General features: G+C 69.2%; 25 protein-coding genes. 13 read left to right on the top strand and 12 right to left on the bottom strand.

Features of this window, described 5'->3' with window-relative positions:
• Window positions 1–122 precede the first annotated feature (122 nt).
• From ASE12_RS12860 to ASE12_RS12840, 5 genes are read left to right on the top strand one after another with little or no spacing between them, the layout of a single operon-like run.
• A complete protein-coding gene (locus tag ASE12_RS12860) occupies window positions 123–1,148 on the top strand; it encodes an alpha/beta fold hydrolase (protein ID WP_235508906.1) in 1,026 nt (341 codons plus the stop codon).
• 49 nt (window positions 1,149–1,197) lie between these two features.
• Window positions 1,198–1,626, top strand: a complete 429-nt coding sequence (locus tag ASE12_RS12855) for a hypothetical protein (protein ID WP_157412919.1) — start codon at window positions 1,198–1,200, stop codon at window positions 1,624–1,626.
• Window positions 1,623–2,384, top strand: a complete 762-nt coding sequence (locus tag ASE12_RS12850) for an isoprenylcysteine carboxylmethyltransferase family protein (protein WP_056401191.1) — start codon at window positions 1,623–1,625, stop codon at window positions 2,382–2,384. Before ASE12_RS12855 ends, ASE12_RS12850 begins: the two co-directional genes overlap by 4 nt.
• Window positions 2,381–3,538, top strand: a complete 1,158-nt coding sequence (locus ASE12_RS12845) for an RCC1 domain-containing protein (RefSeq protein ID WP_056401186.1) — start codon at window positions 2,381–2,383, stop codon at window positions 3,536–3,538. The genes ASE12_RS12850 and ASE12_RS12845 overlap by 4 nt, the downstream gene beginning before the upstream one ends.
• Entirely contained in the window at window positions 3,535–3,957 is a 423-nt protein-coding gene (locus ASE12_RS12840) for a hotdog fold thioesterase (protein WP_056401183.1), read from the top strand. Before ASE12_RS12845 ends, ASE12_RS12840 begins: the two co-directional genes overlap by 4 nt.
• Here the strand turns inward: ASE12_RS12840 and ASE12_RS12835 are convergent.
• The 6 genes from ASE12_RS12835 to hsaA all read right to left on the bottom strand — a co-directional run bounded on the left by ASE12_RS12835 (window position 3,944) and on the right by hsaA (window position 10,440).
• Window positions 3,944–5,071, bottom strand: coding sequence for a hypothetical protein (locus ASE12_RS12835; protein ID WP_056401181.1), 1,128 nt, complete (start codon window positions 5,069–5,071; stop codon window positions 3,944–3,946). The genes ASE12_RS12840 and ASE12_RS12835 overlap by 14 nt on opposite strands.
• Window positions 5,068–6,543 carry an NAD(P)/FAD-dependent oxidoreductase gene (locus tag ASE12_RS12830; protein WP_056401174.1) on the bottom strand — a complete coding sequence of 492 codons (1,476 nt, stop codon included), beginning with the start codon at window positions 6,541–6,543 and terminating at the stop codon, window positions 5,068–5,070. The genes ASE12_RS12835 and ASE12_RS12830 overlap by 4 nt, the downstream gene beginning before the upstream one ends.
• On the bottom strand, window positions 6,540–7,169 hold the full coding sequence (locus ASE12_RS12825; protein ID WP_235508905.1) for a flavin reductase family protein: 630 nt from the start codon (window positions 7,167–7,169) through the stop codon (window positions 6,540–6,542). Before ASE12_RS12825 ends, ASE12_RS12830 begins: the two co-directional genes overlap by 4 nt.
• A gap of 20 nt (window positions 7,170–7,189) precedes the next feature.
• A complete protein-coding gene (hsaC, locus tag ASE12_RS12820; RefSeq protein ID WP_056401172.1) occupies window positions 7,190–8,089 on the bottom strand; it encodes an iron-dependent extradiol dioxygenase HsaC in 900 nt (299 codons plus the stop codon).
• Window positions 8,090–8,386: 297 nt separating this feature from the next.
• Window positions 8,387–9,274 carry a 4,5:9,10-diseco-3-hydroxy-5,9,17-trioxoandrosta-1(10),2-diene-4-oate hydrolase gene (gene hsaD / locus ASE12_RS12815; RefSeq protein WP_056401171.1) on the bottom strand — a complete coding sequence of 296 codons (888 nt, stop codon included), beginning with the start codon at window positions 9,272–9,274 and terminating at the stop codon, window positions 8,387–8,389.
• Window positions 9,274–10,440 carry a 3-hydroxy-9,10-secoandrosta-1,3,5(10)-triene-9,17-dione monooxygenase oxygenase subunit gene (hsaA, locus tag ASE12_RS12810; protein WP_056401169.1) on the bottom strand — a complete coding sequence of 389 codons (1,167 nt, stop codon included), beginning with the start codon at window positions 10,438–10,440 and terminating at the stop codon, window positions 9,274–9,276. Before hsaA ends, hsaD begins: the two co-directional genes overlap by 1 nt.
• A 131-nt stretch (window positions 10,441–10,571) precedes the next feature.
• On the opposite strand from hsaA, the gene ASE12_RS12805 reads away from it, so the two are divergent.
• The 4 genes from ASE12_RS12805 to ASE12_RS20090 all read left to right on the top strand — a co-directional run bounded on the left by ASE12_RS12805 (window position 10,572) and on the right by ASE12_RS20090 (window position 14,888).
• Window positions 10,572–11,471, top strand: a complete 900-nt coding sequence (locus ASE12_RS12805) for a DUF1295 domain-containing protein (RefSeq protein ID WP_056401166.1) — start codon at window positions 10,572–10,574, stop codon at window positions 11,469–11,471.
• Window positions 11,468–12,580, top strand: coding sequence for an NAD(P)/FAD-dependent oxidoreductase (locus tag ASE12_RS12800; protein ID WP_056401165.1), 1,113 nt, complete (start codon window positions 11,468–11,470; stop codon window positions 12,578–12,580). The genes ASE12_RS12805 and ASE12_RS12800 overlap by 4 nt, the downstream gene beginning before the upstream one ends.
• Before the next feature lie 123 nt (window positions 12,581–12,703).
• Window positions 12,704–13,507, top strand: coding sequence for an isocitrate lyase/phosphoenolpyruvate mutase family protein (locus ASE12_RS12795; RefSeq protein ID WP_056401162.1), 804 nt, complete (start codon window positions 12,704–12,706; stop codon window positions 13,505–13,507).
• 115 nt (window positions 13,508–13,622) lie between these two features.
• Complete coding sequence (locus ASE12_RS20090) at window positions 13,623–14,888, top strand: hypothetical protein (protein ID WP_157412918.1); 1,266 nt, start codon at window positions 13,623–13,625, stop codon at window positions 14,886–14,888.
• 27 nt (window positions 14,889–14,915) lie between these two features.
• Here the strand turns inward: ASE12_RS20090 and dmpG are convergent, their stop codons facing one another.
• The 3 genes from dmpG to ASE12_RS12775 are packed head-to-tail and all read right to left on the bottom strand — an operon-like array spanning window position 14,916 to window position 17,729.
• Window positions 14,916–16,016, bottom strand: a complete 1,101-nt coding sequence (gene dmpG, locus ASE12_RS12785) for a 4-hydroxy-2-oxovalerate aldolase (RefSeq protein WP_056401157.1) — start codon at window positions 16,014–16,016, stop codon at window positions 14,916–14,918.
• Window positions 16,013–16,909 (bottom strand): acetaldehyde dehydrogenase (acetylating), encoded by an 897-nt coding sequence (locus tag ASE12_RS12780; protein WP_056401156.1) that lies wholly within the window; start codon window positions 16,907–16,909, stop codon window positions 16,013–16,015. The genes dmpG and ASE12_RS12780 overlap by 4 nt, the downstream gene beginning before the upstream one ends.
• A 4-nt stretch (window positions 16,910–16,913) precedes the next feature.
• Complete coding sequence (locus ASE12_RS12775) at window positions 16,914–17,729, bottom strand: 2-keto-4-pentenoate hydratase (protein WP_056401155.1); 816 nt, start codon at window positions 17,727–17,729, stop codon at window positions 16,914–16,916.
• Between the two features lie 56 nt (window positions 17,730–17,785).
• Between ASE12_RS12775 and kstD the strand changes: the two genes are divergently transcribed.
• The 3 genes from kstD (at window position 17,786) to ASE12_RS12760 (ending at window position 20,947) form a co-directional block, all read left to right on the top strand.
• The gene (gene kstD / locus ASE12_RS12770; protein ID WP_056401153.1) at window positions 17,786–19,450 is read left to right on the top strand and encodes a 3-oxosteroid 1-dehydrogenase; all 1,665 of its coding nucleotides are present in this window, start codon (window positions 17,786–17,788) and stop codon (window positions 19,448–19,450) included.
• Window positions 19,451–19,507: 57 nt separating this feature from the next.
• Window positions 19,508–20,374 carry a MaoC/PaaZ C-terminal domain-containing protein gene (locus ASE12_RS12765; RefSeq protein WP_056401148.1) on the top strand — a complete coding sequence of 289 codons (867 nt, stop codon included), beginning with the start codon at window positions 19,508–19,510 and terminating at the stop codon, window positions 20,372–20,374.
• A 141-nt stretch (window positions 20,375–20,515) separates the two neighbouring features.
• Window positions 20,516–20,947 (top strand): hypothetical protein, encoded by a 432-nt coding sequence (locus tag ASE12_RS12760; protein ID WP_056401140.1) that lies wholly within the window; start codon window positions 20,516–20,518, stop codon window positions 20,945–20,947.
• Between the two features lie 21 nt (window positions 20,948–20,968).
• Here ASE12_RS12760 and ASE12_RS12755 read toward each other — a convergent pair whose 3' ends face one another.
• From ASE12_RS12755 to ASE12_RS12745, 3 genes are read right to left on the bottom strand one after another with little or no spacing between them, the layout of a single operon-like run.
• Complete coding sequence (locus ASE12_RS12755) at window positions 20,969–22,135, bottom strand: lipid-transfer protein (RefSeq protein WP_056401137.1); 1,167 nt, start codon at window positions 22,133–22,135, stop codon at window positions 20,969–20,971.
• Window positions 22,132–23,421: an OB-fold domain-containing protein gene (locus tag ASE12_RS20720; RefSeq protein WP_056401134.1), complete on the bottom strand. Its 1,290-nt coding sequence runs from the start codon at window positions 23,419–23,421 to the stop codon at window positions 22,132–22,134. The genes ASE12_RS12755 and ASE12_RS20720 overlap by 4 nt, the downstream gene beginning before the upstream one ends.
• Window positions 23,418–25,601 carry an acyl-CoA dehydrogenase gene (locus ASE12_RS12745; RefSeq protein WP_235508904.1) on the bottom strand — a complete coding sequence of 728 codons (2,184 nt, stop codon included), beginning with the start codon at window positions 25,599–25,601 and terminating at the stop codon, window positions 23,418–23,420. The genes ASE12_RS20720 and ASE12_RS12745 overlap by 4 nt, the downstream gene beginning before the upstream one ends.
• An 85-nt stretch (window positions 25,602–25,686) precedes the next feature.
• Here ASE12_RS12745 and ASE12_RS12740 point away from each other — a divergent pair, with 85 nt between their 5' ends.
• Window positions 25,687–26,631: an alpha/beta fold hydrolase gene (locus ASE12_RS12740; protein WP_235508903.1), complete on the top strand. Its 945-nt coding sequence runs from the start codon at window positions 25,687–25,689 to the stop codon at window positions 26,629–26,631.
• Window positions 26,632–26,679 lie beyond the last annotated feature (48 nt).

Here is a 26,679-nt window from a genome sequence, read left to right as displayed (position 1 = left end):
GCCAGGGCCGCGTTCAATCGCGCGGTGCAGAACGGTGGCCATGGGAGCTTGGGGAACGGCGATCTTCTCTGACGACAACGCTGCGGACATCCGCTCGCCCTTGCTCCTGTTTTACTGACCCCGTGGCTTTGCAACGCTTCGGCATGGCGCCCTTGGCCAGTGGTGGACGCGTGGCGTACGCCCTGACCGGCAGTGGCCCCCACCTCCTGGTGGCGCCAGGATGGCTCAGCCACCTCGAGCTGGGGTGGGCGATCCCCGCCGAGCGGATGTTCCACGAGGCGCTGTCGTCGGGACGCACGCTGGTCCGTTACGACCGCCCGGGCTGCGGGCTCTCGGACGCGTACGACGGTCCGCGCACGATGGAGCTCGAGCTCGAGACGATCGCCGCCGTGACCGAGGCGATCGGCGCCACGACGTTCGACTTCCTGGGATTCTCGCTGGGCGCTCCCGTCGCCGCACAATGGGCCGCCGACCGACCGGAGACCATCTCCAAGCTCGTGGTGTACGGCGGTTGGGCGGCCGGGGAGTCGATCGGCGACGAGGACAGCAAGCGGCTCATCCTCGACTTGCTGGCAACCCACTGGGGACTCGGATCCGACCTCCTGACCAACCTGTTCGCACCCGACGCGGACGCCGGCACCCGCGAGGGCACCGCCAGCTATCAACGCGCCGCCTCCTCGGCCGGGACCGCCGTCGAGCTGTTGACGCTCGCATACGAGCTCGACGTACGTCCGGCCCTCTCCCACGTCGAGGCGCCCACGTTGGTGCTGCACCGGACCGGCGACCGGGCCGCGCCGATCGCGGGCGGACGCGAGCTGGCGGCCGCCATACCGAACGCCGAGTTCGTCGAGCTCGAGGGTCGGTCACACCTCCCCGCAATCGGCGACTCGCAAGCCGTCGTCGACGAAGTGCGGCGGTTCCTCGGTCTCTCCGCGTTGCGCCGGAGTGTGCCGACGGGGCTCACCGCGCGACAGTCCGAGGTCGCGGCGCTCGTCGCCGAGGGGCTCACGAACCGCGAGCTGGCCGACCGTCTCCACATCACCGAGCGGTCGGCGGAGTCCCACCTGGAGCGCATACGGCTGCGACTCGGATTCCGGTCGCGCGCACAGGTCGCCGCCTGGTACGTGGCAACCAACCCCACCAAGTGAGGTAGTTCCACGGCTGTGTCCGGCCCGGATCGTCGAAAGCATGGACGTCATGAGCCACCGCACACTGATCCCTGCCCGCACGCTGACGGCCCTCGCCGCCACCCTCCTCTCCCTCATCGTCCTGACCGGATGTAGCGGCAGCAGCGGCGGAAGCGATGGCGGAAGCAAGCACGAAGCCGCCGCGAAGGGATACACCTCCGCGAAGGACGTCGGGGACGTCCTGAGCTGCAAGGACACCCTCGACAACATGAAGGTCTCCGGCGCCACCGACTCTCTCCTGTGTCCGTACGCGGGCGACAACGTGGTCGTGTCGTGGTTCAGCTCGGCCGCCATGGCGAAGTCGTTCCAGCACCGCGCACCACAAGCCAGCCAACCGACGGTCTATGTCTACGGCTCGAACTGGGCCGTGGGGTGCTTCAGCAAGTCCGTGTGCGAGTCGGCGCACGAGGTGCTCGGCGGGAAGCTGGGCACCCCATGAGGCGTCGCCCCGCGTACTTGCTGTTCTCTGCCCTCGGCTGGCTCACGTTCAACGCAGTCACGGTGTGGACCATTGCGTTCCTGGCGGACGTCATGCTGTCCCGCACCGTTGACGGCCCGTCCCGTACGACGACCGCCCGGGCGATCATCGTGGACGTCGTGCTGCTCGCCCTGTTCGCGCTGCAGCACTCCGTCATGGCGCGCCGCTCGGTCAAGGCGCGGCTGAGCCGCTGGATCCCGGCCGAGCTCGAGCGCACGACGTACGTCTGGGCGACCAACCTCTGCCTTTTCCTCCAGCTCGCACTCTGGCAGCCATGGGGAGGGGAGATCTGGCACCTCCACGGCCCGGCCGGCGTCGCGCCCTGGGTGCTGTGCGGCGCAGGCTGGCTCCTCGCGATCGCGTCGACGTTCGCGGTCGACCACTTCGAGCTGACCGGGCTGCGCCAGGCGGGGTGGCTGCGCCCACGAGAACCCGCCGGCGGCGCCCTGCAGACCGGCGGCCTGCACGCGTACGTACGCCACCCCCTGATGACGGGGCTCCTGCTCGCGTTCTGGGCCACCCCGCACATGGGCGCGTCCCACCTGCTGTTCGCCCTCGCGTCCACCGGCTACATCGTCATCGGGATCCGCTTCGAGGAGCGCGACCTTCGGCGCACGTTCGGCGCGGCCTACACCGAGTACGCCTCGCACGTGCCCGCACTCATACCAGCACTCCGGCCGTCCCGGGAACTGACGAAGATCCACCAGGAGACGACATGAAGACCATCCTGCGCATCGTCGCAGCCATGCTGCTGATCAGCGGGCTGTCGCTCGCCGGCCAGGCCAGCGCCCAGCCGAGCCCGCCGACGTGGTTGTCGATCTCGCCCGGGATCTATCACACGTGCGCGATCAGTACCGACCATGCGCTCTACTGCTGGGGCTTCAACATCTACGGCCAGCTCGGCGACGGCACGACGAACGATCAGCACGTGCCGACCCGGATCGGGACGTCCAAGGACTGGTCCAGCGTCGATGTCGGCGACTACCACACCTGTGCTCTGCAGCAGTCCGGATCGATCTTCTGCTGGGGTCTCAATGCCAATCGCCAGCTCGGCATCGGGGAACAGTCCCCCAACCAGGTCACCACTCCGACCATGGTGGGTCATTCGACCCACTGGACCAGTGTGACCACCGGCAGCTATCACACGTGCGCCCGTCACTCCAGCGGCTCGATCTACTGCTGGGGCCTGAACAGCTACGGGCAGCTGGGAAACGGCTATCCCAAAGGCGTCGGCACTCCCCGAAAGGTCGGTTCCTCGACGAGCTGGCTGTCCGTCAGCAGCAACGTCAGCAGCAACCACACCTGCGCCGTCCACATGTCCGGGGCGCTCTACTGCTGGGGCGCCAACCTGTGGGGACAGCTCGGTGATGGCACGACGGTCGACCGCTACGCGCCGCGGAAGGTCGGCTCCTCCATGGGCTGGACCTCGGTGCGCCTCGGTGATCTGTCCACGTGCGCCCGGCACAGGACAGGCGGCCTGTACTGCTGGGGCAACGGTGCGTACGGACAGCTGGGAACCGGCAGAACGAGCGATCACCACCGGCCCGCACGTGTCGGCACCTCCACGAGCTGGAGCGGGGTCACCGCCGGCGGGAAGCACGCCTGCGCGCGTCGAACGTCGGGAACGACCTACTGCTGGGGCGCCAACTTCTACGGCGAGCTCGGACTGGGCACCACCACCGGCGAGAGCACGCCAAGGCGGGTGGGCACCTCCAGCGGCTGGTCGTACGTCAACGGCGGCTCGCTCTCCACGTGCGGCATCGACTCGAGCGGCCGCGGCTACTGCTGGGGCTTCAACGGGTACGGGCAGCTCGGCGACGGCACCACGACTGACCGATCGACTCCTGCGCGGATCAATGCGGTCGGAACATGACGATCTGGCACACCGAGCCCTCGCTCGAGCTCGCGAACACGTACAGCACCGACAGCGTGATCGGGCATCTGGGGATCGAGTTTACCGAGGTCGGGCCTGAGCACCTGACGGCGTGGATGCCGGTCGACGCGCGGACCCTCCAGCCGGCCGGGGTGCTGCACGGCGGCGCCTCCGTCGTGCTCGCCGAGACGCTCGCGAGCTGGGCGGCCACGTTCGTGGTCGACCCGGATCTGGCCTATTGCGTCGGGATGGAGATCAACGCCAACCACATCCGCCCGGTCAGGATGGGAACCGTGACCGGGGTCGCCCGCCCGGTCGCGCTCGGTCGGCGGTCTCAGGTGTGGGAGATCAGGATCACCGACGAGAACGGCAAGCTGGCGTGCATCTCGCGCTGCACGATGGCCGTCATCCAGCGCTGACTCGGACGGCAGGTCTGGCGCTCGCGACAAGTGCCGCGAGGACCGCTACCGCACCGGCGAAGCAGGCGATCGTGTAGAGGCCGCTGCCGATCGGGGTGCCGTCGCTGGTGATGCCGTCCTTGGCATCGAGGAACGCCGGGAGGGCGCCGATCCAGAGGCCGGCCATGACGACGAGGTAGAGCGCGGGATAGACCCGGGCGAACGGGGTCGTCGGTTCGGCACCCGCTCCGCTGCGGAGATGGCTGACGATGATCCACGCGCCGGCGAGCCAGATGAGCCCGAGCTCGATGCCGAGGACCCAGGCCTGCGCCGCGACGTTGGGGGTGTCGCCGCCGAAGATGCTCGACGGGATGCCGAACAGGCTCATCGCCGGCGGCGCCAGCACGCCGGCGAGTGCGATGCGCCAGGTCAGCGACCAGCCCCGCCGCGGCTCGCCACCCGTTCCGTCTCCTGAGCCTGTCGAAGGGCCGCAGAGGCGTACGACGAGCCAGGTCATCACCCCGAACGACACCGAGGCGAACAGCACCATGCTGTTCATCGGCACCGAGGCGAGCGCGGGATGGTTGACGTCCTGGTTGCCGTCGTTCCACGCCCACCACTTCAGCTGCGGCCCGAGCTGGTCGAAGACCTCGTAGAACACCTGGCACACGAACGCCACGGCGATCGACCCCGCCAGCGCGCCGCGTCGGAAGACCCCGAGCACGCGCACCAGCTCGTACGACAGCTGGGTCAGCGCCGGGTAGATCGCGATGATGTAGAGCGGCAGGCGGTCCCACATGAACTGCACCGTGAAGATGTTGTGGGCGAAGATGAAGCCGAACTGCTTGTCGAGGCCGAACCACTCAGGGAAGTAGAGCGGTGGCTCGGTGACGAAGAGATAGACGAGCGGCGCGAACCACAGCGCCAGGTTGATCGGGTCACCCTCACGAAATCGGCGCAGCGCGTGCACGAGTGCGAAGACCGCGCCGCCGATGATCAGCAGCTCGAGCACCGGCATCGTCCAGCTGGCCAGGTCGAACGGGTTGTGGACCGAGACGACCGCGCTGACGTCGTGGCAGTCGAAGCCCAGCTGCCGGGTGACCTGCTCGGCTGCCTCGTCGCACGTGGCGCTCACGCCACGACGCCTTCGCGCGGCTGGGCGCCAGGCGTCCAGTCGGTGCCCGGAGGCTCGAGCTGGGAGTCGAAGCCGTACGGGAACGTGAGCCGGCCGAGCTTGGCCCGGACCTTGAACCGCAGCATCGCCCACAAGACCTTGGGGTTGCGCATCATCGCGCCGATCGACTCGTCGAGGTTGAAGACGCGGGCGAAGTGCTCGTCGACGACGGGATACTCCCGCGATGCCCCGGTGATGAGGTTGAACATCGGCCAGGTCATCGATGCGAGGAGCTTGCGCTGCCACGCCGGTACGGTCTCGGTGCCCGTCGCGCACTCGTAGCCACGATCTCGGGCCATCGCCATGCCCCAGGCGACCTTGAGGTTCTTGCGCTGCGCAGCCAGCAGGCGCTTCGCGAACGCCTGGTCGACCGCGGTCGTCGACGCCAGCGCATCCCGCAGCAGCACCGCGGACATCGCGGCGGCGCTCATGCCCTGGCCGTAGAACGGGTTGAACCCGCAGATCGCGTCGCCGACGAACGCGATGCCCTGGGGCGGTGTGGGGAGCAGGTCGTAGCGCCGCCACTTGTTGCCCGTCGAACGGGTCAGGTGCACCTCGGACGTCGGGGTCGACGCGGCCATCGCGGCGGCGAACTGCGGGGTCCGGAGGCGTGCGGCGGATGCCGTGAAGTCCTCGACCGTGCGCGGCATGTCGATGCCCCACGAACCCATGCAGGCGATCGAGCGGTTGCCCTCCATGGGGAAGAAGTTGACGAGGAACTCGTGCTCGGGCGGGTGCTCGCCCTTGTCCTGCGTCGGCATGATCACCATGTGCTGCCACCACCAGCTCGGCGAACGCTCCTCCGGGGACGGCAGGTCGTACCACCGCGACACGTACGTGACCTTGGCGTCGAGCGTCTTGACCGGCACCTCGGGCCAGCCGGCGGCGACGAGCCAGTCCGCGACCGACGAGCCACGGCCCATCGCGTCGACGACGAGGTCGGCGGCGATCTGCTCGTCACCCTCTGGCCCGCTGAAACCTACGCCGGTCACTCGCCCGTCGGCCGTGTCGATGCCGTTGACCGACGTACCCTCGCGGATCGTGACATTCGCGAGCTGCCGCACGTGGTCGCGCAGGACCCGCTCGATGAGGATGCGCGAGCCGTAGACCATGTCGAGCGCGCCCTGCTTGCGCGGCGTCCAGCCCGGGCCCTCGAGGTACGCGGTGTCCATCGACGCCGTCAGGTGCAGGCCGCCGGCGGCCACGAGGTCCTCCTCGAACCCGGGGAACAGCGCGTTGACCGCGCGACGTCCCGAGTTGAGCAGGAAGTGCGGATGCTTGCTCTGCGGCACGCCGCGACGATGCTGGGCATCGGCGGGCAGGTCGTCACGCTCGAGGACGACGACGCGGTCGACGTACGGTGCCACGGCTCCCGCGGCACACAGCCCTGCGACGCTGCCGCCCATCACGACGGCGGTACGCCCGAGGGTCACTCGCCGCTCTCCGCGGTGCGGTAGCGGCCACGGTGGAACAGCAGCGGCTTGTCGCCGTCGCCGTGACCGAGGTCCTCGACGCGACCGATCACGAGGTAGTGGTCGCCGGCCTCGTGCACGTCCTGGACGACGCAGTCGACCCACCCGACGATGCCCTTGAGCCGCGGCATGCCGGAGTCCGTCGGCTCCCAGTCGACCCCGGCGAACTTGTCCTCATCCCTCGACGCGAAGCCGTTGGAGACCTCGGCCTGCTCGGCGGCCAGGAAGTTGACGCAGAACTGTCGCGTCATGCGGATCGCGGCGAACGCCCGCGACGTCTTCATCGGCAGGAACGCGACCAGCGGCGGGTCGAGCGACACGCTCGTGAACGACTGGCACGTCATGCCGACCGGCACGTCGCCCATCAGCGTCGTGACGACCGTGACACCGCTGGCGTACTGGCCGAGCACGTCACGGTACGTACGCGCAGCCGCCTGCGCCGCCTCGCCGTCGATGTGGACGACCTCGCCGGGCCGCCACGCGAACATCTCGTCGTGGCCGCCGAGGTAGGAGTCGATCAGCTCACGGGACGGCCAGGTCACCGCGGCGTCCGGGCTCATGCCCTCGGGCAGGTCCGCGTCGGTCATCGAGTCCACCGCCGTTCCACCTAGCCGGACTGACCGAAGGCGTGGCCCCAGTAGGACACCGCGGTCGACTCGCGAGCGACCCAGCGCTCGTCGTTGACCGTCAGGCCCTCGCAGCCGAACTCGATGTCGAAGCCACCGGGCGACTTGACGTAGAACGACACCATCTCGTCGTTCATGTGCCGGCCGAGGGTCGCCGAGAGCGGCGCCTTGTGCTTGCGTACGCGCTCCAGTGCGCGGCCCACGTCGTCGAGCTTCTCGACCTCGAGCATGAGGTGGACGCAGCGGCTGGGGTTGGGCATCGGGAGGAACGCCAGCGAGTGGTGTCGCGGGTTGACGCCGAGGAAGCGGAGCCAGACCTTGGAGCCCGGCTCCTTGCCCACGAACTCGCCGGGCATCGACATCGAGTCGCGCAGCCGGAAGCCCAGCACGTCGCGATAGAAGCGCAGCGCCTCGACGTCGTCGTCGACGGGGATCACGACGTGGCCCATGCCCTGCTCGCCGGTGACGAACTTCGCGGCGTACGGGGTGACGACGGGCCGCGACTCGTAGGTGATGCCGTGGAACAGCTCGAAGACGTTGTCGAACGGGTCGGCGAAGCGGATCAGCTCCTGGACCCGGCGCTCCGCCAGCTCCTCGGCGGTGCCTTCGGTGAAGTCGACGCCGGCCTTGGTCAGGTGCTCACGGGCACCCTGCAGCGCGTCGTGGTCGGCGAGCTCCCAGCCGACGCAGTCGAGCCGGTCCTCGTCGGACGGGAAGACCACGAGCCGGGCCGAGACCTCGTCGATGCGGAAGTAGAGGTTGCCGTCGGTCGTGCCGCGGCCCTCGGCGAGGCCCAAGACCTTGGACCCGAAGTGCCGCCACGCATCAAGGTCGGTGGACGCGACCCGGGCGTAACCCATCGAGCGGATGTCGATCGTCATGAACGCTTCCTTTCGACACCATCGGTCGTTGAGCCTGTCGAAACGACTCGTGTCAGGCGTCCTTTCGACAAGCTCAAGGACCAAGCGAGGTCGATCGTCATGAACGCTTCCTTTNCACCATCGGTCGTTGAGCCTGTCGAAACGACTCGTGTCAGGCGTCCTTTCGACAAGCTCAAGGACCAAGCGAGGTCGATCGTCATGAACGCTTCCTTTCGACACCATCGGTCGTTGAGCCTGTCGAAACGACTCGTGTCAGGCGTCCTTTCGACAAGCTCAAGGACCAGGCGAGGTCGATCGTCATGACTTCTTCCTTTCGACATGCTGGGCGAGGTAGGCCGTGCAGACCTGCCGGAACTCCTCGGCCACCTCGATCTGTGCCCAGTGCCCGCAGTTGGGAAACACGTGGAGCGACGCCTTGGGGATCATCTTGAGCGCCACGAACGCGCCGTCGAGCGGGTTGACCCGGTCCTCGCGGCCCCACGTCAGCAGCGTCGGCCGCTTCATCAGGTGCGCGTCGCGCCAGATGAGCCCGTCCTCGTACGTGTCGGGGTTCCAGAACGACATGCCCATCGACAGCATCGCCTCCTGGGCACCCGGCGCCGTGGCGTCGGCCAGGCGCTCGGCGACCAGCTCGTCGGTGACGAGGTCCTGGTTGACGACCATCGTGGAGATGAACGCACGCATCGACTCGGCGGTCGGCGCGGCACCGAACTCCATGAGCCGCTTGACCCCCTCGGTCGGGTCGGCGTGGAACAGGCTGAGGTTGAGACCGCCGGGGCCCATCAGCACGAGCCGGCCGACGCGCTCCGGGTAGAGCAGGGCGAACCGCGCCGCGGTGCCGCCACCCAGGCTGTTGCCGAGCAGGTGGATGCGCTCGATGCCGAGCTCGTCGAGCAGGTCCTTGACCGCCTCGGCGGCGAACCGGAAGTAGTTGCCGACGACCGGCGGCTTGTCGCTCTGCCCGAAGCCGGGCTGGTCGATCAGGAGCGTACGGAAGTCCTCGGCGAAGCCGGGCAACGCCGAGCCGAAGTTGGACCACGCCGAGGCACCGGGACCGCCGCCGTGGAGCATGACGAGCGGCAGCCCGCCACCGACGCCGGTGGGCTCACCGGCCTCGTAGTAGTTGAGGGTCAGGTCGCCGGCCTTGGCGGACCGCCGAGTCGACTCGCGATCAAGGCCTGGCATCAGTACATTCCCGGGTCGACCTTGTGACCGAACTCCGCCATGCCGTACATCTGCAGCGCGCGCTCGGGATCGTTCGCGGCGTGCACGCGCCCGGCGTGAGCATCGCGCCAGGCCCGCTGGAGGTAGGTGCCCTGGGCCAGCGCACGGCCGCCCGACGCCTCGAAGAGCTCGTCGATCGCGTCGATCGCCCGCTGGGTGCCGAGCACCTGGTCGCGGCGGACCTTGAGGCGCAGCGAGATCGGGATCTTCTCGCCCTTGGCGACCAGGGCCTGCTCCTCGCGGATGTTGGCCATCGTCAGGGCCCACGCGGCGTCGATCTCGCTGCCGGCACGCGCGATGCGGACCGCGGCGAACGGATCGGACGACGCCTTCTCGCCGGCGTACGCGGCACGCACCCGCTTCTGCTGCATGTCGACGTGCTCGGCGTACGCACCACGGGCCATGCCGATGATCGGCGTGCTGATCGTGGTGGTGAACAGGGAGTGGAAGGGCAGCTTGTAGAGGTCGCCGGGGTTCTGCTCCTGGCCGGGACCCTTGCAGCGACCGGTGTCGCCCATCGAGAGGGTGAACTCGTCAGGGACGAACGTCTCCTCGACCACGATGTCGTTGGACCCGGTGCCGGAGAGGCCGACGACGTTCCAGACGTCGACGACCTCGTACTTCTCGCGCGGCACGAGGAACGTCTTGAAGTCGACGATCTGGCCCTCGTCGTTGGAGACCAGCCCGCCGAGCAGCACCCACGTCGCGTGCGCCGAGCCGGACGAGAAGCTCCACCGGCCCTGCAGCAGGTAGCCACCGTCGGTGACCGTCGCCTTGCCGGTCGGGGCGTACGACGAGCTCAGGCGGGTCGAGGTGTCCTGACCCCACACGGCCTGCTGCGCGTCGTCGTGGAACAGCGCGATCTGCCACGGGTGGACGCCGAGGACCGACGAGATCCAGCCCGTCGAGCCGCACGCCGAGGCGATGAGGCTGACCGCGGTGTAGAAGTCGATCGGATCGCCCTCGAGCCCGTCGAAGCGCTTGGGCTGCAGCAGCCGGAAGAACCCGGTCTCCTCCAGCTCCTTGACCGATGCGTCGGGCACCTGCCGCAAGCGCTCGGTCTCGTCGGCGCGCTCGCGAAACGCCGGAAGTAGGTCGCGTACGGCGTCCAGCACAGCCTGGGTCATCACAGCTCCTTGGGAGTTCGATCTGGTCCCAATACTAGAACACGTTCTAGTGCTACGTCCATCGCAGCGCGCGCGGACCGGATGTCTGGAACGCTGGCGAACTGGAACGTGTTCTAGGTACGGTCTGCGGCATGACCACAACGCAGGCGAGCAGGACCGAGTCGATGGTGCGCGTCACCGTGGCGTACGCGGTGGCAATCGGCGCCGGCGCCGCATGGTTTGCGTGGGGTCCCGAGACGTCGTGGCTGTGGCTCGACGGCTTGATCGCCGACCTGATCGCCACGCTCGTGATCTTCGCGGCGAGCCGGATGCACCACAACTCGAGCTTCTACGACGCGTACTGGAGCGTCATCCCGCCGCTGCTGATGCTGGCGTGGTGGATCGAGTCCGGGACGCCGGCCGACGATACACGGAGCTGGGTGGTGATGGCGGTCATCATGCTCTGGGCGGTGCGGCTCACCGTGAACTGGATCCAGACGTTCCCCGGCCTGCACCACGAGGACTGGCGCTACCCCATGGTGCGGGAGCGGGCCGGCAAGGCCGAAGCCGTCGTCGACCTCATGGGCATCCACGTCTTCCCGACCCTGCAGGTGTTCCTCGGGACGCTGCCCGCGTACGTCGTGGTGACCCGGCCGGGTCGGGACCTCGGCTGGGTCGACGCCCTCGCCGTCCTCGTGGGCGTGGGTGCGGTCGCGATCGAGCTCACGGCCGACATCCAGATGCACCGGTTCATCCGCACGCGCGAGCCCGGGCAGGTCATGGACCAGGGTCTGTGGGCCTGGTCGCGGCACCCCAACTACTTCGGCGAGGTCAGCTTCTGGGTCTCCTTGGCGATCTTCGGCATGGCCGCCGATCCCGACGCGTGGTGGGTGTTCGCCGGCGCTGCCTGCATGTACGCGATGTTCCAGCTCGCGAGCATCCCGATGATGGAGCAACGGAGCCTGGAGCGCCGCCCGGCGTACGCCTCGGTGGTCGAGCGGGTGCCCCGGTTCGTGCCGCGTCCCCCGCGTCGCGTTCGCGCCGGCGCATGAAACGTACGCGGGTCGTCGTCGCGGGGCTCGGCGACAGCGGGCTCCTCACCGCGATCCACCTCTCGAGGCACGCCGACGTCGTCGGGATCTCGACGCGACCGGGCCTCGTCAGCGGCAAGGAGCTCGGCACGCGTCTGACGCAGCCGGACGAGTGGGTGCGCGACAACTGGATCTCGTTCGACCGCTATCGCCGCCTCGATCGCGTGCGTACGGTGCACGGCACACTGACCGGCGTCGATCTCGATGCGCGCCACGTGCAGGTGACCGGCGCCGACGGGACCGAGTCGGTGGAGCCGTACGACGTGCTGGTGATCTCGACCGGGGTGACCAACGGGTTCTGGCGGCCCCCCGGCCTGCTGTCGGCCGACGAGGTTGCCACCTCGCTGGCGGCCGACCACGCGCGGCTCGCATCGGCAGGGTCGATCGCCGTGATCGGCGGTGGGCCGGCGGCAGTCAGCAGCGCGCTCAACGCCGCGGTGACCTGGCCTGACGCGCAGGTCGACCTGTTCTTCCCCGGTGACCGGCCGCTCCCCCACTACCACCCAAGGGCGGCGCGTACGTTGCAGCAACGGCTCAGCGAGCTCGGCGTCGGCGTGCACCCGGGACACCGTGCCGTCGTGCCGGACGGGTTCGACTGTGACCGGATCACCGACGAGCCGGTCGCCTGGAGCACCGGGCAGCCGCCGCACACCGCCGACGCGGTGCTCTGGACGATCGGCCGGGTGCGTCCCAACACGGAGTGGCTGCCGACGTCACTGCTCGACGACCACGGCTTCGTCGCCGTCGAGCCGAGCTTGCGGGTGCCGGGCCACCACGGCGTGTTCGCGATCGGCGACGTGGCGGCGACGGATCCGCTGCGTACGTCCGCCCGCAACCGCGCCGACAAGCTGCTGGCGCGCAACATCCGCGCCGAGCTCAAGGGCAGGCCGCTGCGCGACTACAAGCCCCGGCGGGGCCAGTGGGGATCTGTCGTCGGGGTCCAGCCCAACGGCCTCGAGGTGTTCGCACCCAACGGTCGCGCGTACCGGTTCCCGGCCTGGACGATCCGCGGCCTGCTCCAGGGCCTGATCGTCCGCCGTGGCATCTACCGAGGCGTACGCGACTCCTAGTCGCTCGAACCCGTCAGGGCCGGTGACCTGGGTCGAACCCGGACCCTTCCCGTTCGACCAGACCCACCGCCACGACAGGGAACGCTCTGTGAGAGTCGCTCGAACCCTGCGAGACTGACGGCCATGACCAACGACCGGGCCGCCATCTTCCTCGCCCTGCACCAGCCCGGAGCCGGCTTCGTGCTGCCGAACGCGTGGGACGGCGGATCGGCGCGCATCCTCGAGCAGGTCGGGTTCGCCGCGATCGCCACGACCAGCGCGGGCATCGCCTTCAGCCTCGGGCGCGCGGACGCGCACATGACCGGGTCGGAGATGCTGGACTGCATCGCGACGATCGTCGAAGCGGTCGATTGCCCGGTGACCGCCGACCTCGAGTCCGGATACGGCGCCACGCCCGATCATGTCGCCGACACCGTCACGCGAGCCCTCGAGATCGGCGTCGTCGGTGGCAACCTCGAGGACGCGATCGAGCCCGGCGAGCTGATCCCGGTCGAGGCCGGTCGCGAACGCGTCGAGGCGGCACGCAGCAGCGCGCCCAAGGGCTCGTTCGTGCTGAACGCGCGCACCGACACGTACATGACCAAGCACCCCGACGCGTTCGCGGAGACGATCCGGAGGGCCGAGCAATACGTCGCGGCCGGAGCCGACTGCATCTTCGTGCCGGGTGTCAGCGACGCCGACGAGATCGGCAGGCTGACCGCCGAGATCGACGCCCCGGTCAACGTCGTCGCCGGTCTGGTCGAGCCCGTGCTCGACGCGGCCACCCTGCGCGAGCTGGGCGTCGCCCGGATCAGCATCGGCGGGACGCTGACGCGCGCGGCACTCACCCTCGTCCAGAACGCCGGCCGGGAGATGCTCGAGCGCGGCACGTTCAGCTTCGCCGACGGCGCGATCCCCTACGGCGAGTTCCAGCAGCGATTCAGCTAGCGGGCTGCGCCACGTCGTGACGCCGGGCGGCCGAGCGAGCCTTCGCGCATCCGGAAACGTGATAGACCAGCGTATCGGCGCGTGCTGAAAGGATGGCTGGGCTAAAGGAGTAGCAATGGAACTTATGTTTGGGTTGCAGCCACGACCGCGCATGCTGGTAGTCGGGCTGGACGACGAGTCACTCGCCGAACGGTTCCGTGCGCTCGCGCCCACCGTTCGAATTGCCTCGACTGATGAACTCGCGGACGACATCAACCAGCGAGACTGGGATTTGATTGTGCTTTGGGACTGCGATGCCACAGTTCTTACCGAGGTCAACGTCGTCCAGTTCGGCGGAAGTCAAACGTCTCGACTTCACATGGGAAGCGCTTCCTTTCTTGGAACGACGACCGCTATTGAGGCCTCCGGAACCTACCGAGTTCCCGCGAGCCAGGTCGACGAGGTATCACATCTCATACCTGGATTTGGCGAGCAACTGGTTGCCGCTGGCCGCAGCCGTGTGATGCAGATAACTCACCCCAGCGTCCGTGGGGTGATCGTGCCATTTCTGATCAACGCGAACGGTCATCCTGTAGCAGGAATATTCCGGCGCTCGCAATCCTCGCCACTCGAATGGTGGTGGCTCCCCGTAGAAATTCCGGAGGCTGCTAGGTGGGTGTCGGCAGCGCTCGCCCGCTGGCGAGCCGCCGACCCAACCCGGTTCGAACCAGACGTGACCGACTGGCACTCTGACCCACAGTGGCAGACCGTGGACCAGCGGGAGGCCACATCCAAAATCAGCGAACTCGATGCTGAGCACGCGGAAGCCGCCCGCGTCTACCAAGCCAGGAGAGCGGAGCTTGAGATGGAGCGCCTAGACGCCGCCAAGCGCGCCGAGCTTGGTGCACGTCGCCTGCTCGAGGCCCAGGGTGACACCCTGAAGGACGAGGTTGCTGAGGCTTTTCGCGAGTTTGGTTTCACGGTTGAAGATGCAGACAAGGAACACGCCAAGAAGGGTGACCTCTTGGAGGACCTTCGCGTGCTCGACCCTGACGATCCCGATTGGGTCGCGCTGGTTGAGGTGCGCGGGTATTCGGGCGGAGCGAAACTAAGCGATCTCCAGCGAATCACCCGTTTCGCAACAAGGTTCGCCGCAGCCAACCGAAGGGTTCCGAGTGCATGCTGGTATGTCGTCAATCATTTTCTCGGGACGGACCCTGGCAAGCGTGACGAGCCGCTGGCCTCGAACGAAGAAGAGGTCGCGACCTTTAACGAGGACGGTGGCCTGATAATTGGCACTCCTGAACTATTCGTCCTACGCGAACGCGTTCGCCGTGGTGACCTCACCGCCGCGGAGGCGTTAGCACAGCTCAAGACACCAGGACGCCTTCGCACCGCTTGACCCTTCCAGCAGCGATTCAGCTGAGACCTACGCGTTGGCGTCGTCCTTCGCCTTGAGCATCAGGGCGATGTCGATGAGCTGGTCCTCCTGGCCGCCGATCAGCTTGCGGCGCCCGGCCTCGAGCAGGATCTTCGCGCCCGAGACGTCGTAGCGCTCGGCGGCGTTGCCCGCGTGCTTGAGGAACGAGGAGTAGACCCCGGCGTAGCCCATCATCAGCGTCATCCGGTTGAGCGTGCACTCCTCGGGCATCGCCGGACGTACGACATCTTCGGCGGCATCGACGATCTGGAGGAAGTCGACGCCGGTCTTCCAGCCGAGCTTGTCGGCGACGCCGATGAACGCCTCGAGCGGCGTGTTGCCGGCACCGGCGCCGAAGCGGCGTACGGACCCGTCGATCTGGGTCGCCCCGGCGCGGGCGGCGATGACGGTGTTGGCGACCCCGAGGCCGAGGTTCTCGTGACCGTGGAACCCGATCGTGGCTTCGTTGCCGATCTCGGCGACGAGCGCGGACACCCGGTCGGCGACACCCTCCATGACCAGGGCACCTGCGGAGTCCACGACGTAGACGCACTGGCAGCCGGCGTCGACCATGATGCGGGCCTGCTTGGCGAGCACCTCGGGCGACTGGGTGTGGCTCATCATGAGGAAGCCGACGGTCTCCAGCCCGAGCTCGCGGGCCAGGCCGAAGTGCTGCCCCGACGTGTCCGCCTCGGTGCAGTGCGTGGCGATGCGGCAGATCTGCCCGCCGTTGTCCTGGGCGGCGCGGATGTCGTCCTTGGTGCCGACGCCCGGCAGCATGAGGAACGCGATGCGGGCGCGCTTCGCGGTCTCGGCGGCGAGCTTGATGAGCTCCTGCTCGGGGGTCGCGGAGAACCCGTAGTTGAACGACGAGCCACCCAGGCCGTCGCCGTGTGTCACCTCGATCACCGGGATGCCGGCCTCGTCGAGGGCGCCGACGATGTCGCGCACCTCCTGCGGCACGAACTGGTGGCGCTTGTGGTGCGAGCCGTCGCGGAGGCAGGTGTCGGTCAGGCGGAGGTCGAGGTCGCTCGAGGGGTCGGTCTGTGACCACGTACGGGCGAGCGCGTCGACCGAGGCATCGACGCCGGACACGGGAGCGGCAGTCATCGGAGGATCTCCTTGGCGATGGATTCGCCGACGCGGGTCGCCGCGGCGGTCATGATGTCGAGGTTGCCGGCGTAGGGCGGGAGGTAGTCGCCCGCACCCTCGACCTCGACGAAGATGCTGACCTTGGTCATGCCCTTGGTCGCCGGCGAGGCGTCGTCGAACTGCGGGTCCTGGAGCAGCCGGTAGCCGGGGACGTACTCCTGCACCTGCTGCGCCATGCGGACGACGGACTCCGAGATCGCGTCGCGGTCGGCGTCGGCGCTGACGCCGCAGAAGATCGTGTCGCGCATGATCATCGGCGGTTCGGCGGGGTTGAGGATGATGATCGCCTTGCCGCGCTCGGCGCCGCCGATCGTCTCGACGCCGGCGCTGGTCGTGCGCGTGAACTCGTCGATGTTGGCGCGCGTGCCGGGCCCGGCCGACGCGCTGGAGACCGAGGCCACGATCTCGGCGTACGGCACGGGGGTGACCCGCGAGACGGCGTGGACCATCGGGATCGTGGCCTGGCCGCCGCACGTGATCATGTTGACGTTGTCGGCGTCGAGGTGCTCCTCGCCGTTGACCGGCGGGATGACCGCGGGCCCGACCGCCGCCGGGGTCAGGTCGATCGCGCGGATGCCGGCCTCGGCGTAGCGCGGGGCGTACTCCCGGTGCACGTACGCCGAGGTGGCCTCGAAGATCAGCTGGGGCAGCTCGTCCTGCTTGAGCAGCCAGTCGACGCCCTCGTGCGACGCCTCGACCCCGCGATCACTCGCGAGCTTCAGACCCTCGGACGCCGGGTCGACGCCGATCATCCAGCGGGGCTCGATCGTGTCGCTGCGGAGCAGCTTGTAGAGCAGGTCGGTGCCGATGTTGCCCGGCCCGACGATCGCGGCGGTGACCTTCTTGGTCATGGTCTTACTCCTCGAAGGAGACGGTCAGGGGTGCGAACCCGCTGATGGACGCCGTGACGCGGTCACCCGCGGCGAACGGCACGAAGGGCCCGAGGGCCCCGGACAGGATCAGGTTCCCCGCGCGGAGCGGGTCGCCGAAGCGTGCGGCCTGGACGGCGAGCCAACGCAGCGCCTCCAGCGGGTCGCCGAGGCAGGCTGCGCCGTTGCCGGACGAACGCACCTCGTCGTTGATGGTCAGGCTCATCTCGACGTCGCGCGGCTCGATGTCGCTCAGCGGGAGTCCCGCGTCGCCCACGACGTACAGGCCGCTGGACGCGTTGTCGGCGACCGTGTCGGTGAACGTGATGTCCCAGCCCTCGATGCGTGAGTCGACGATCTCCAGCGCCGGGATCGCCACGTCGACGGCCTCGCGCACGAGCTCGATCGTGATCTGCTCCTCGGGCACGTCGATGTCACGGCTCAGCCGGAACGCGACCTCCGCCTCGACCCGCGGCTGCAGGAGGGTGCGCATCGAGATCGGCGTGCCGTCCGTGCCGTGGCTGACGTCCATGTCGCTGAGCAGGTAGCCGAAGTCGGGCTGGTCCACACCGAGCTGGTTCTGCACCGCCTCGGAGGTGGCGCCGATCTTGCGGCCGACGACCCTCACCCCGCCGTCGAGCCGCTTCTGGACGAGGCCCTGCTGCACGGCGTAGGCGGCCGGCAGGTCGTCCGTGCCGATCAGGTCGCGGACGGCGGCACACGGCACTCGCGTCTCCAGCGCCTGCGCGAGCCGGTCGGTCGCCGCGGCGATGGCGGCGGGATCAGCCTTGGTGGAGGTCACCTCGCCATACTAGAACCTGTTACAGTTTTGCGGAAGTCAGCCCGACCGGAGGTCCGATGGAACAGACGTGTGACGTCATCGTCGTGGGCGCCGGAGGCGCCGGTATGACGGCGGCTCTTGCCGCCGCGAAGCACGGTCTGGACACCGTGGTGATCGAGAAGAGCGCCTACTTCGGCGGCTCGACAGCCCGCTCCGGCGGCGGTGTGTGGATCCCCGGCAACCGGGCGCTCCGCAAGGCCGGCCAGGTCGAGGCGGACGACGCCCAGCAGGCACGTACGTACCTCGACTCGATCGTCGGCGACGTCGTGCCCAAGGAGCGCCGCGACACGTTCCTCGACCGCGGCCCCGAGGTCATCGACTTCCTGCTCGACAACACCCCCGTGCAGCTGAAGTGGGTCCCGGAGTACGCCGACTACCTGCCCGAGCAGCCCGGCGGCCGGCCCCGTGGCCGCAGCGTCGAGCCCGTCCCGATGGACGGCCGCATCCTCGGCGCCGAGCTCGACCGCCTGCACCCGCCGTACGCCAAGGCGCCGGCCAACCTCATCGTCACGCAGGCCGACTTCCGCAAGATCAGCCTCGGCGTACGCACGCTCCGTGGCCCGCTCACGATGATGCGCGTCATGCTCAAGCGCGTCCTGAGCTCGCTGCGCGGCCGTCGCATGTACGCCATGGGCAACGCGCTCACGATCAGCCTGCGCAAGGGCCTCATGGATGCCGGCGTGCCGGTCCACTACGAGACCTCGCTCACCGGACTCGTCATCGAGGGCGGCCGGGTCGTCGGCGTACGGGCCGAGCACGAGGGCCAGGAGGTCGTCATCCGCGCCCGCCGCGGCGTGATCCTCGGCTCCGGCGGGTTCGAGAAGAACGACGCGCTGCGCGAGAAGTATCTGCCGAGCCCCACCGAGGCGGGCTGGAGCACCGGCGCGGCCACCAACACCGGCGCCGGCATCGAGGCCGGTGTCGCGGTCGGCGCGGCCACCGACCTGATGGACGACGCCTGGTGGGGCCCGACGATCCCGCTGCCGTCCGGCCCGTGGTTCTGCCTCGCCGAGCGCAACCTGCCGGGGTCGATCATCGTCAACTCCGCGGGTCAGCGGTTCATGAACGAGGCACTGCCGTACGTCGAGGCCACGCACGCGATCTACGAGGGCGAGGCCACCGGTGTCCCGCACGTACCGGCGTGGCTCGTGATGGACCAGCGCTACCGCAACCGCTACCTGTTCGCCGGCCTCTCGCCGCGCCAGCCGTTCCCCGGCCGCTGGTACAAGTTCGGCACGGTGCGCAAGGCCGACTCGCTCGCCAAGCTCGCCGCCGAGATCGAGGTTCCGGCCGAGGCGCTGGAGGAGACGATCCGCCGGTTCAACGGCTTCGCCGAGTCCGGCATCGACGAGGACTTCCACCGCGGCGAGAGTGCGTACGACCGCTACTACGCCGACCCCCGCGTGAAGCCCAACCCGTCGCTGCACTCGATCGACCACGGACCGTTCTACGCCGTCAAGATCGTGCCCGGCGACCTCGGCACGAAGGGCGGGATCGTCACCGACGAACGCGCCCGCGCGCTGCGGGCCGACGGCTCGGTCATCGAGGGCCTCTACGCCGCCGGCAACTGCTCGTCGGCGGTCATGGGACGTACGTACGCGGGTCCCGGCGCGACGATCGGGCCGGCCATGACGTTCGGCTACCTCGCCGCCGAGGACATCGCGCGGAATGTTGGTGGTTGAGGTGCGGAGCGAAGAGGAGCCTCGAAACCACAACGACCAGACCGTGGTGGTGAGCTGATGCCGATCGACCCCGACGTGGCCATCGGTGCCGAGACCGGCACCCGCGAGTTCTCCTGGACGACGAGCGACGTGCTGCTCTACCAGCTCGCCGTGGGTGCGGGCTCGCGCCCGGGCGACAACGTCTCGGCCGATGCCCTGCGCTGGACCCTCGAGGGCGAGGGCATGCAGGTGCTGCCGAGCTTCGGCGTCGTCGCGCCGTCGTTCCACGAGACCGATCCGCCCGCCCTCGACCTGCCCGGCTGCGACATCAACCTCGCGCAGGTCGTGCACGGCGCCCAAGAGGTACGCGTCATCGGTCCCCTGCCCTCGTCAGGGTCCGCCCGGCTCACGACGCGCATCACCGACATCTGGGACAAGGGCAAGGCAGCCGTGATCTGGCAGGAAGGCGTCGCCACGGCTCCCGGTGGCACCGAGCTGTGGCGCGTACGCTCGTCGATCTTCGTCAAGGGCGAGGGCGGCTGGGGTGGCAACCGCGGCGAGAGCACGGCGGTGGCGGTCCCCGACCGGGCACCCGACGACTCGACGACGTACACCGTGACACCGCAGCAGGCCCTGCTCTACCGGCTCTGCGGCGACCGCAACCCGCTGCACGCCGACCCTGAGTTCGCGAAGGCCGCCGGATTCCCGGCGCCGATCCTGCACGGCCTCTGCACGTACGGCATCGTGCTCCGCGAGGTCATCGACCTGATGCTTGGCGGCGATGCGCATGCGGTCAGCGGGTACGCCGCACGGTTCGCCGGCGTCGTGTTCCCCGGCGAGACCTTGACGATCGACGCGTGGGACGAGCCCGAAGGCGTCGTCGTCGCGGCAACCGTGGGTGACCGGCCGGCCCTGGCCGACTGCCTCGTCACCCGCCGCGGCTGACCGCTCTACGCCAAACCGGCCACCATGGATGCCCAGCTGCGTGATCATGGAGGCGTGAGCTCGTATCCTCCGCCAGCACCTCAGTACTGGCACCCTGCCCCCTACCCGCCACCACGCACAGGACCGTCCGTCGGGTGGGCGGTGGCACTGTGGATCGTTGCCGGGCTGAGCCTCATCGGCACGCTCGTGTGCGGCGCCATCGGCGGGTACGAGCTGTCGACCAGCCACCACATGGCGAGCGTGGGAGTGACGACGACCGCCGTCGTGACCGAGGTCGATGGCGACGACGTCACCCTGACCTTCACCACCGACAGTGGACGGCGCGTCACCACCGAGGTGTTCTGGATGCCTCTCGAGGTGCCGGAGGTCGACTCCGAGGTCCCTGTCACGTACGACCCGGAAGACGTGACTCACGTGCTGCCCGAAGGCAGCAACGAGGACCAGGTCATCGGGATCGTCCTGCTCGTGATGGCGGGTCTGGGCCTGGCGGTCTCGGCCGCCACCGCGATCGGGGCCGTCTTCGTGCACCGCGCGAGGACACGGAACGCCAAAGCGGTGCCGCGCCCCTATTGATGCGGATGCCGCGGGCCCGCGTCAGCGCCCGAGGATCAGGCCTGAGGTCGGGACGCCGGTGCCGGCGGTGACCAGCACGTGCTCGACGGCGTCGACCTGGTTGACCGACGTGCCGCGGACCTGTCGTACGCCTTCGGCGATGCCGTTCATGCCGTGGATGTACGCCTCGCCGAGCTGGCCGCCGTGGGTGTTGAGCGGCAGCCGGCCGCCGAGCTCGATCGCCCCGTCGGCGATGAAGTCCTTGGCCTCGCCGCGGCCGCAGAACCCGAGCTCCTCGAGCTGCATCAGCACGTAGGGCGTGAAGTGGTCGTAGAGCACCGCGGTCTGCATGTCGCCCGGCGTCAGCCCTGACTGGCGCCACAGCTCGCGACCGACCACGCCGATCTCGGGGATCCCGATGTTGTCTCGGTAGTAGGACGTCATGACGAACTGGTCGGCGGCACTGCCCTGAGCGGCCGCGACGATCGGCACGGCGCCGGCCTTGAGGTCGCGGGCGCGCTCGGTCGAGGTGACGACGATCGCGACCGCGCCGTCGCTCTCCTGGCAGCAGTCGAGCAGCCGCAACGGGTCGGCGATCATCCGGCTGTTCTGGTGGTCCTCGATCGTGATGGGCTTCTCGTAGAAGAACGCGTTGGGGTTGGTGGCGGCGTGCCGCCGGTCCGCGACTGCGACGGCACCGAAGTCGGCCGAGGTCGCACCGTACTCATGCATGTAGCGCCGCGCCTGCATGGCCACGGTCGCCGCCGGAGTGGACAGGCCCTGCGGGTACGACCACGCGTTGTCGAGGCCGTTGGTGTTGACCTGCTCGGCGGCCCACATCTGGACCTGCCCGAACCGTTGGCCCGAGCGCTCGTTGAAGCCGCGATAGGCCACGACGACGTCGGCGATCCCCGTCGCCACCGCCATGGCGGCTTGCTGCACCGTGCCGCAGGCCGCGCCGCCGCCGTAGTTGATGCGGCTGAAGAACCGCAGGTCGCCCATGCCGAGCTCGCGGGCAAGCGCGATCTCGGACGTGCTGTCCATCGTGAACGTGACGAGGCCGTCGACGTCGGACGTCGTCAGACCCGCATCAGCGAGCGCGGCGAGCGTCGCCTCGGCCGACAGCTGCAGCTCGGATCGTCCCGACTCCTTGGAGAACTCGGTCGCGCCGATCCCGGCGATCGACGCCGCGCCACTGAACGCGCTCATCGACGGATCTCCAGCCGGGCGTTGGCGTGCGTGCCGATCGAGACCGCCGCCGTGACGTCGAGCGTCGTCACCCCGTCGACCTCGGACACGATCGTGCCGGTGAAGCGCAGCGTGTCGTACGGATAGGCGGGCGCGCCGAGTCGCAGGGCGCACGACAGGATCTGAGTCTGCGGGCCGGCCCAGTCGGTGACATAACGCTGCACCAGGCCGGTCGTGCTGAGGATGTTGATGAAGATGTCCTTGCTGCCGTGGCCGATCGACCGGTCGCGGTCGTGGTGCACGTCCTGGAAGTCGCGGGTCGCGAGTGCCGTCGACACGACCAGCGTCGGCGTGATCGGCAGCTCCCAGACCGGCAGGTCGGACTCGGGCTCGGGCACCAGCTCAGGCTCCGGCGTGCCGGCAGGCCGCCACTTGGCCAACGTCACCTCGTCGTCGATCGGGTCGAACCAGACCTCGACCGCGTCGCCGATCGCCACCTCACCGCTGACCTCGCCGATCATCCGGACGCCCTCGTCGAGGTCGACCAACGCGAGCGTGAGCGGGAGCTGCTTGCCGGGGACGGCCGGCGCGTGGTGCACGAGGAACGAGTGCACGACACCACGCCCCGACGCCACGACGTACCCGCGGTCCATCGCGTGGCACTTCGGGCAGACCGGGCCGGGCGGGTGCCGGAGCTCGCCGCACGCGTTGCAGGTCTGGATGCGGAGCTCGCCGACAGCGGTGCCGGCCCAGAAGAACTCGGTGTCGCGGTTCATCATCGGCCGCGAGGACTTCGACGTGTCGACCGTCGGGCGCCCTGTGCCGGGCTTGAACTTGAGCACCCGGAACGTCATCGTCGCGACATCTTCGTCGCCGACGGTCCACACGCTCTTGGTCGTGATGAACCAGCCCTCACCAACGCCGGTCTTCTTCGGACCGACGACGTCCGCGAGGTAGGTGCTGATGCTCGGCACCTCGCCGGGCCGCAACGTACGCGCATACGTCTGGTCGCAGTTGGTGCCGAGCACCGAGGTGAAGCCGGCGTCGTCGAGGACCTGCATCGTGTCGGGCAGCGGGTCGCCGGGCATGCGCTCGGGGTTGAGCCCGTACATTGTCCACACCTGCGCCATCGCCGGCGGCGCCTCGGTGTCGGGGCCGGGCGCCCAGCGGGGGTTGGTGTCGCCGATCGCCTCGGCCCAGTGCCGGATCATCGGGACGTTCACCGGGTCCGGGGCCAGCCGGGCCGGGCTCTTGCCCCGCGCCTTGATCTCGTCGGTGCGCGCGATGATCTCCTCGTCGGTCGTCATCTGGGCACCCGAGGCAGGTCGAGGCCGAACATCGCGATCAGCTCGCGCTGCACCTCGTTGACGCCGCCACCGAAGCTCAGCACGAGGTTGCGCTTGCTCGTCGCGTCGAGATACTCCATGAGCCGGCCGGTCGCCGGGTCGGCCGGATCGCCGTACGTCGTGACGACGTCCATCAACGCCAGCCCGAGCCGCTGCACCTCGTCGCTCGCGAACACCTTGGACGTCGACGCGTCGGCCACCGCCGCACGGTCCGACGAGGCACCGCGCGCGACGGCCCAGTTGATCAGCTCGTTGACCCGGAACGACGCGGTCGCCCGCGCCAGCACGTCGCGCACCTGGGGCACCTCGAGCAGCGGCTCACCACCGGGCTCCGTACGACCTTCGGCCCAGGCGCGCACCATGTCGCGGAGCCCCTCGATGCGTCCGGCCGGGCCGAGCATGACGCGTTCGTGGTTGAGCTGGGTCGTGATGAGCTGCCAGCCGCGGTTCTCCTCGCCGACCAGCATGTCGACCGGCACACGCACGTCGTTGTAGTAGGTCGCGTTGGTGTGGTGCGACCCGTCGCTCGTCGTGATCGGCGTCCACGAGTAGCCCGGGTCACGGGTGTCGACGATCAGCACGGAGATGCCGCGGTGCGGCGGCGCGTCCGGGTCGGTGCGCACCGCGAGCCACACGTAGTCCGCGGCGTGGCCGCCGGTCGTCCACATCTTCTGGCCGTTGACGACGTAGTGGTCGCCGTCGCGCCGCGCGCTCGTGCGCATCGACGCGAGGTCGGTGCCGGCGTCGGGTTCGCTGTAGCCGATCGCGAAGTGCACGTCGCCCGTCACGATGTCGGCGAGGAACATGTCCTTCTGCTTCTGCGTCCCGTACGCCTGCAGGGTCGGCCCGACGGTCTGCAGCGTCACCGACGGGAGGTGCACGTCCGCGCGGGCCGCCTCGTTGACGAACACCTGCTGCTCGATCACGCCCCGACCCTGACCGCCGTACTCCTTGGGCCACCCGACGCCCATCCAGCCGTCGGCGCCCATCTGCTTGATGATGCGGTGGTAGGCCGGTCCGTGCCGGTCGTGGCGCATCTCGTCGCGGTCCGCGTCGGTCGCCAGACCGGTGAGATAGGTGCGCGCCTCATCCTTGAACGCACGCTCCTCGACGGTCAGCTCGGCGTTCCTCCCGGCGGACTCCACGACCGGCACGTCAGCCAGCGCGGCGGGTCCACCGAGGTGGCGGGCCACGTCGCGTACGCCGGAGAAGTAGCCGTTGAGCGGGTACGTCACGTCGACGCCCATGCCACCGTGGAGGTGCTGGCACGTCTGCAGCACGGTCGACGCCCGGTCGGCGAACCAGTGGGCGGCGACCGCGAGGTCGTCATCGGCGGGGTCGCCGGCATCGAGGCGGCGTACGGCCTCGGCCGCCGTCAGCGTGAACGTGCGTGACGCGACGTAGACGTCGGCGATCTGCTGGGCCACCGCCTGAAACTCCGCGAGCGACCGGCCGAACTGGCGACGATCGCGGATGTAGCCGGCGGTCAGGTCGCGCGCGCCCTCGACGAGGCCCGCACCGAGAGCGGCCAGGGCGGCGATCGCGTGGTGGCGCACGACCTCGGCGTCGAGCACTCCGACTGCGGGTGCCGAGGTGAAGGTGTACGTCGCCTCGGTGGTGCCGCGCGAGGTGGTGGTCTCGATGCGGCTCACGCCGGGGCCGTCGGGATCGACCAGCACAGCGGTCGTTGAGCTTGTCGAAGCGACAGCGCACGAGACGATGAGCAAGGTGGTGCCGTCCAGCACCGGCACGCCGATCTTGCACCCGGTCACGCCCGCGCCGTCGTACGTCGTGGCGGGCTCGCGCGGCAGCGCGGCACCGACCTCGCCGAGTGCCGGTGCGAGGAGCAGCTCACCGGCGAGCACCTTGGGGACGAGGTCGGCCTGCAACGACTCGTCGCCCGTACGTACGAGGGGCAGCAGCCCACAGGCCAGCGTCTCCCACACCGGCAGGTCGGCTGCACGACTACCGACCTCGTGGAGCAGCACGGAGACCTCGGTCATGCCGAGGCCCTCGCCACCGAGCTCCTTGGGAGCGGCGAGCGCGAGCAGACCGGACTCCTGCAGCGCACCCCAGGAGCCGTCGCCGCGGTCGAGCACATCAGCGATGACCGAGCGCACCTCGTCGAGCAGCGAGTCCACGCAGATCGTCTCCTTCGGTGGGTGTCGTCCGTCAGAAACTATAACGTGTTCTATTCTCGTGGGAGGCCCACCCAGAGGAGGAACCGTGCGGAACCCGGTCAAGCTGCTGCCCCTCGGGGCGTTGCGGCACCTCCTGCCCGACCCGTCGACGTGGGACCTCTTCGACCTGCCGCCCGTCGATCTCCCCGAGGGCCGCTGGCTGGACCTCCCCCGACGCGGTCGTACGTGGCTGACCGACGTGCCCGGCCCGACCCCCGACGCGCCGGCGATCGTCCTGCTCCACGCCGTGGGGTGCACGGGCCAGCTGACCTGGTTCCCGGCGATCCCCGCGCTCGCACAGCACTACCGCGTCATCACGTTCGACCAGCGGTGGCACGGGCGCGGCATCACGTCCGAGCGGTTCCTGATCTCGGACTGTGCCGACGACGTCGCCGCGGTGATCGACGCGCTCGGCCTCGACCGCCCGATCATCGCCGGCTACTCGATGGGCTCGGTCATCGCGCAGCGTGTGTGGCGTCAGCACCCCGACGTCGTCGGCGGGCTCCTCCTCGCCGCCACCACGGCGCACTTCCGGACCAACGGCCGCGAGCGGGTGTTCCACACCGGCATGGCGCTGGGCATGGGACTGACCGCGACACTCTCCCGCTCGCGCGTCGTACGCCGGGCCAGCGCGGCGGCCGCCGAGGAGATCGAGACCGGCAGCTCCGACACCGCCGGCTGGGCGCTGAAGCAGTGGCGGTCGAGCAGTCCCTGGGCCGTGGGTCAGGCCGTGGCATCGCTCGGACGGCACCACTCGACGCTCTGGCTGGAGCGCGTCGACGTACCGACCGCCGTCGTGGTGACCACCAACGACCACGTGATCCCGCCCGACCGCCAGCGCGACCTCGCCGCCCGCATCCCCGGCGCGACGATCCACGAGGCAGCGTGCGGCCACGCCGGCTGCGTGCTGGAGCACCGGGCATTCGTGCCCGCCCTGCTCGACGCCGCCCTCACCACCTCAGCACGTATGAAGAAGCGACAACCCGCCTGAGAGCATCGCCGAGATTTGGATGCGGGTGCACCACGGAGAGCCATCCCG

Origin of the sequence: Aeromicrobium sp. Root236 (assembly GCF_001428805.1) — a bacterium.
Lineage (GTDB): Bacteria > Actinomycetota > Actinomycetes > Propionibacteriales > Nocardioidaceae > Aeromicrobium.
Note: the sequence above shows the minus strand (reverse complement) of the source record. Positions and strands in the feature narration are given on the sequence as shown.

Excerpts from the sequence above, each read along its gene's own strand:
- ASE12_RS12765 (WP_056401148.1), top strand. The coding sequence starts at position 19,508 with ATGCCGATCGACCCCGACGTGGCCATCGGTGCCGAGACCGGCACCCGC.
- ASE12_RS12795 (WP_056401162.1), top strand. The coding sequence starts at position 12,704 with ATGACCAACGACCGGGCCGCCATCTTCCTCGCCCTGCACCAGCCCGGA.
- hsaC (WP_056401172.1), bottom strand. The coding sequence starts at position 8,089 with ATGACGATCGACATCCGCTCGATGGGTTACGCCCGGGTCGCGTCCACC.
- ASE12_RS12800 (WP_056401165.1), top strand. The coding sequence starts at position 11,468 with ATGAAACGTACGCGGGTCGTCGTCGCGGGGCTCGGCGACAGCGGGCTC.
- ASE12_RS20090 (WP_157412918.1), top strand. The coding sequence starts at position 13,623 with ATGGAACTTATGTTTGGGTTGCAGCCACGACCGCGCATGCTGGTAGTC.
- ASE12_RS12755 (WP_056401137.1), bottom strand. The coding sequence starts at position 22,135 with ATGAGCGCGTTCAGTGGCGCGGCGTCGATCGCCGGGATCGGCGCGACC.
- ASE12_RS20720 (WP_056401134.1), bottom strand. The coding sequence starts at position 23,421 with ATGACGACCGACGAGGAGATCATCGCGCGCACCGACGAGATCAAGGCG.
- dmpG (WP_056401157.1), bottom strand. The coding sequence starts at position 16,016 with ATGACTGCCGCTCCCGTGTCCGGCGTCGATGCCTCGGTCGACGCGCTC.
- hsaA (WP_056401169.1), bottom strand. The coding sequence starts at position 10,440 with ATGACCCAGGCTGTGCTGGACGCCGTACGCGACCTACTTCCGGCGTTT.
- ASE12_RS12850 (WP_056401191.1), top strand. The coding sequence starts at position 1,623 with ATGAGGCGTCGCCCCGCGTACTTGCTGTTCTCTGCCCTCGGCTGGCTC.
- hsaD (WP_056401171.1), bottom strand. The coding sequence starts at position 9,274 with ATGCCAGGCCTTGATCGCGAGTCGACTCGGCGGTCCGCCAAGGCCGGC.
- ASE12_RS12845 (WP_056401186.1), top strand. The coding sequence starts at position 2,381 with ATGAAGACCATCCTGCGCATCGTCGCAGCCATGCTGCTGATCAGCGGG.
- ASE12_RS12825 (WP_235508905.1), bottom strand. The coding sequence starts at position 7,169 with ATGACCGACGCGGACCTGCCCGAGGGCATGAGCCCGGACGCCGCGGTG.
- kstD (WP_056401153.1), top strand. The coding sequence starts at position 17,786 with ATGGAACAGACGTGTGACGTCATCGTCGTGGGCGCCGGAGGCGCCGGT.
- ASE12_RS12855 (WP_157412919.1), top strand. The coding sequence starts at position 1,198 with ATGAGCCACCGCACACTGATCCCTGCCCGCACGCTGACGGCCCTCGCC.
- ASE12_RS12840 (WP_056401183.1), top strand. The coding sequence starts at position 3,535 with ATGACGATCTGGCACACCGAGCCCTCGCTCGAGCTCGCGAACACGTAC.
- ASE12_RS12805 (WP_056401166.1), top strand. The coding sequence starts at position 10,572 with ATGACCACAACGCAGGCGAGCAGGACCGAGTCGATGGTGCGCGTCACC.
- ASE12_RS12780 (WP_056401156.1), bottom strand. The coding sequence starts at position 16,909 with ATGACCAAGAAGGTCACCGCCGCGATCGTCGGGCCGGGCAACATCGGC.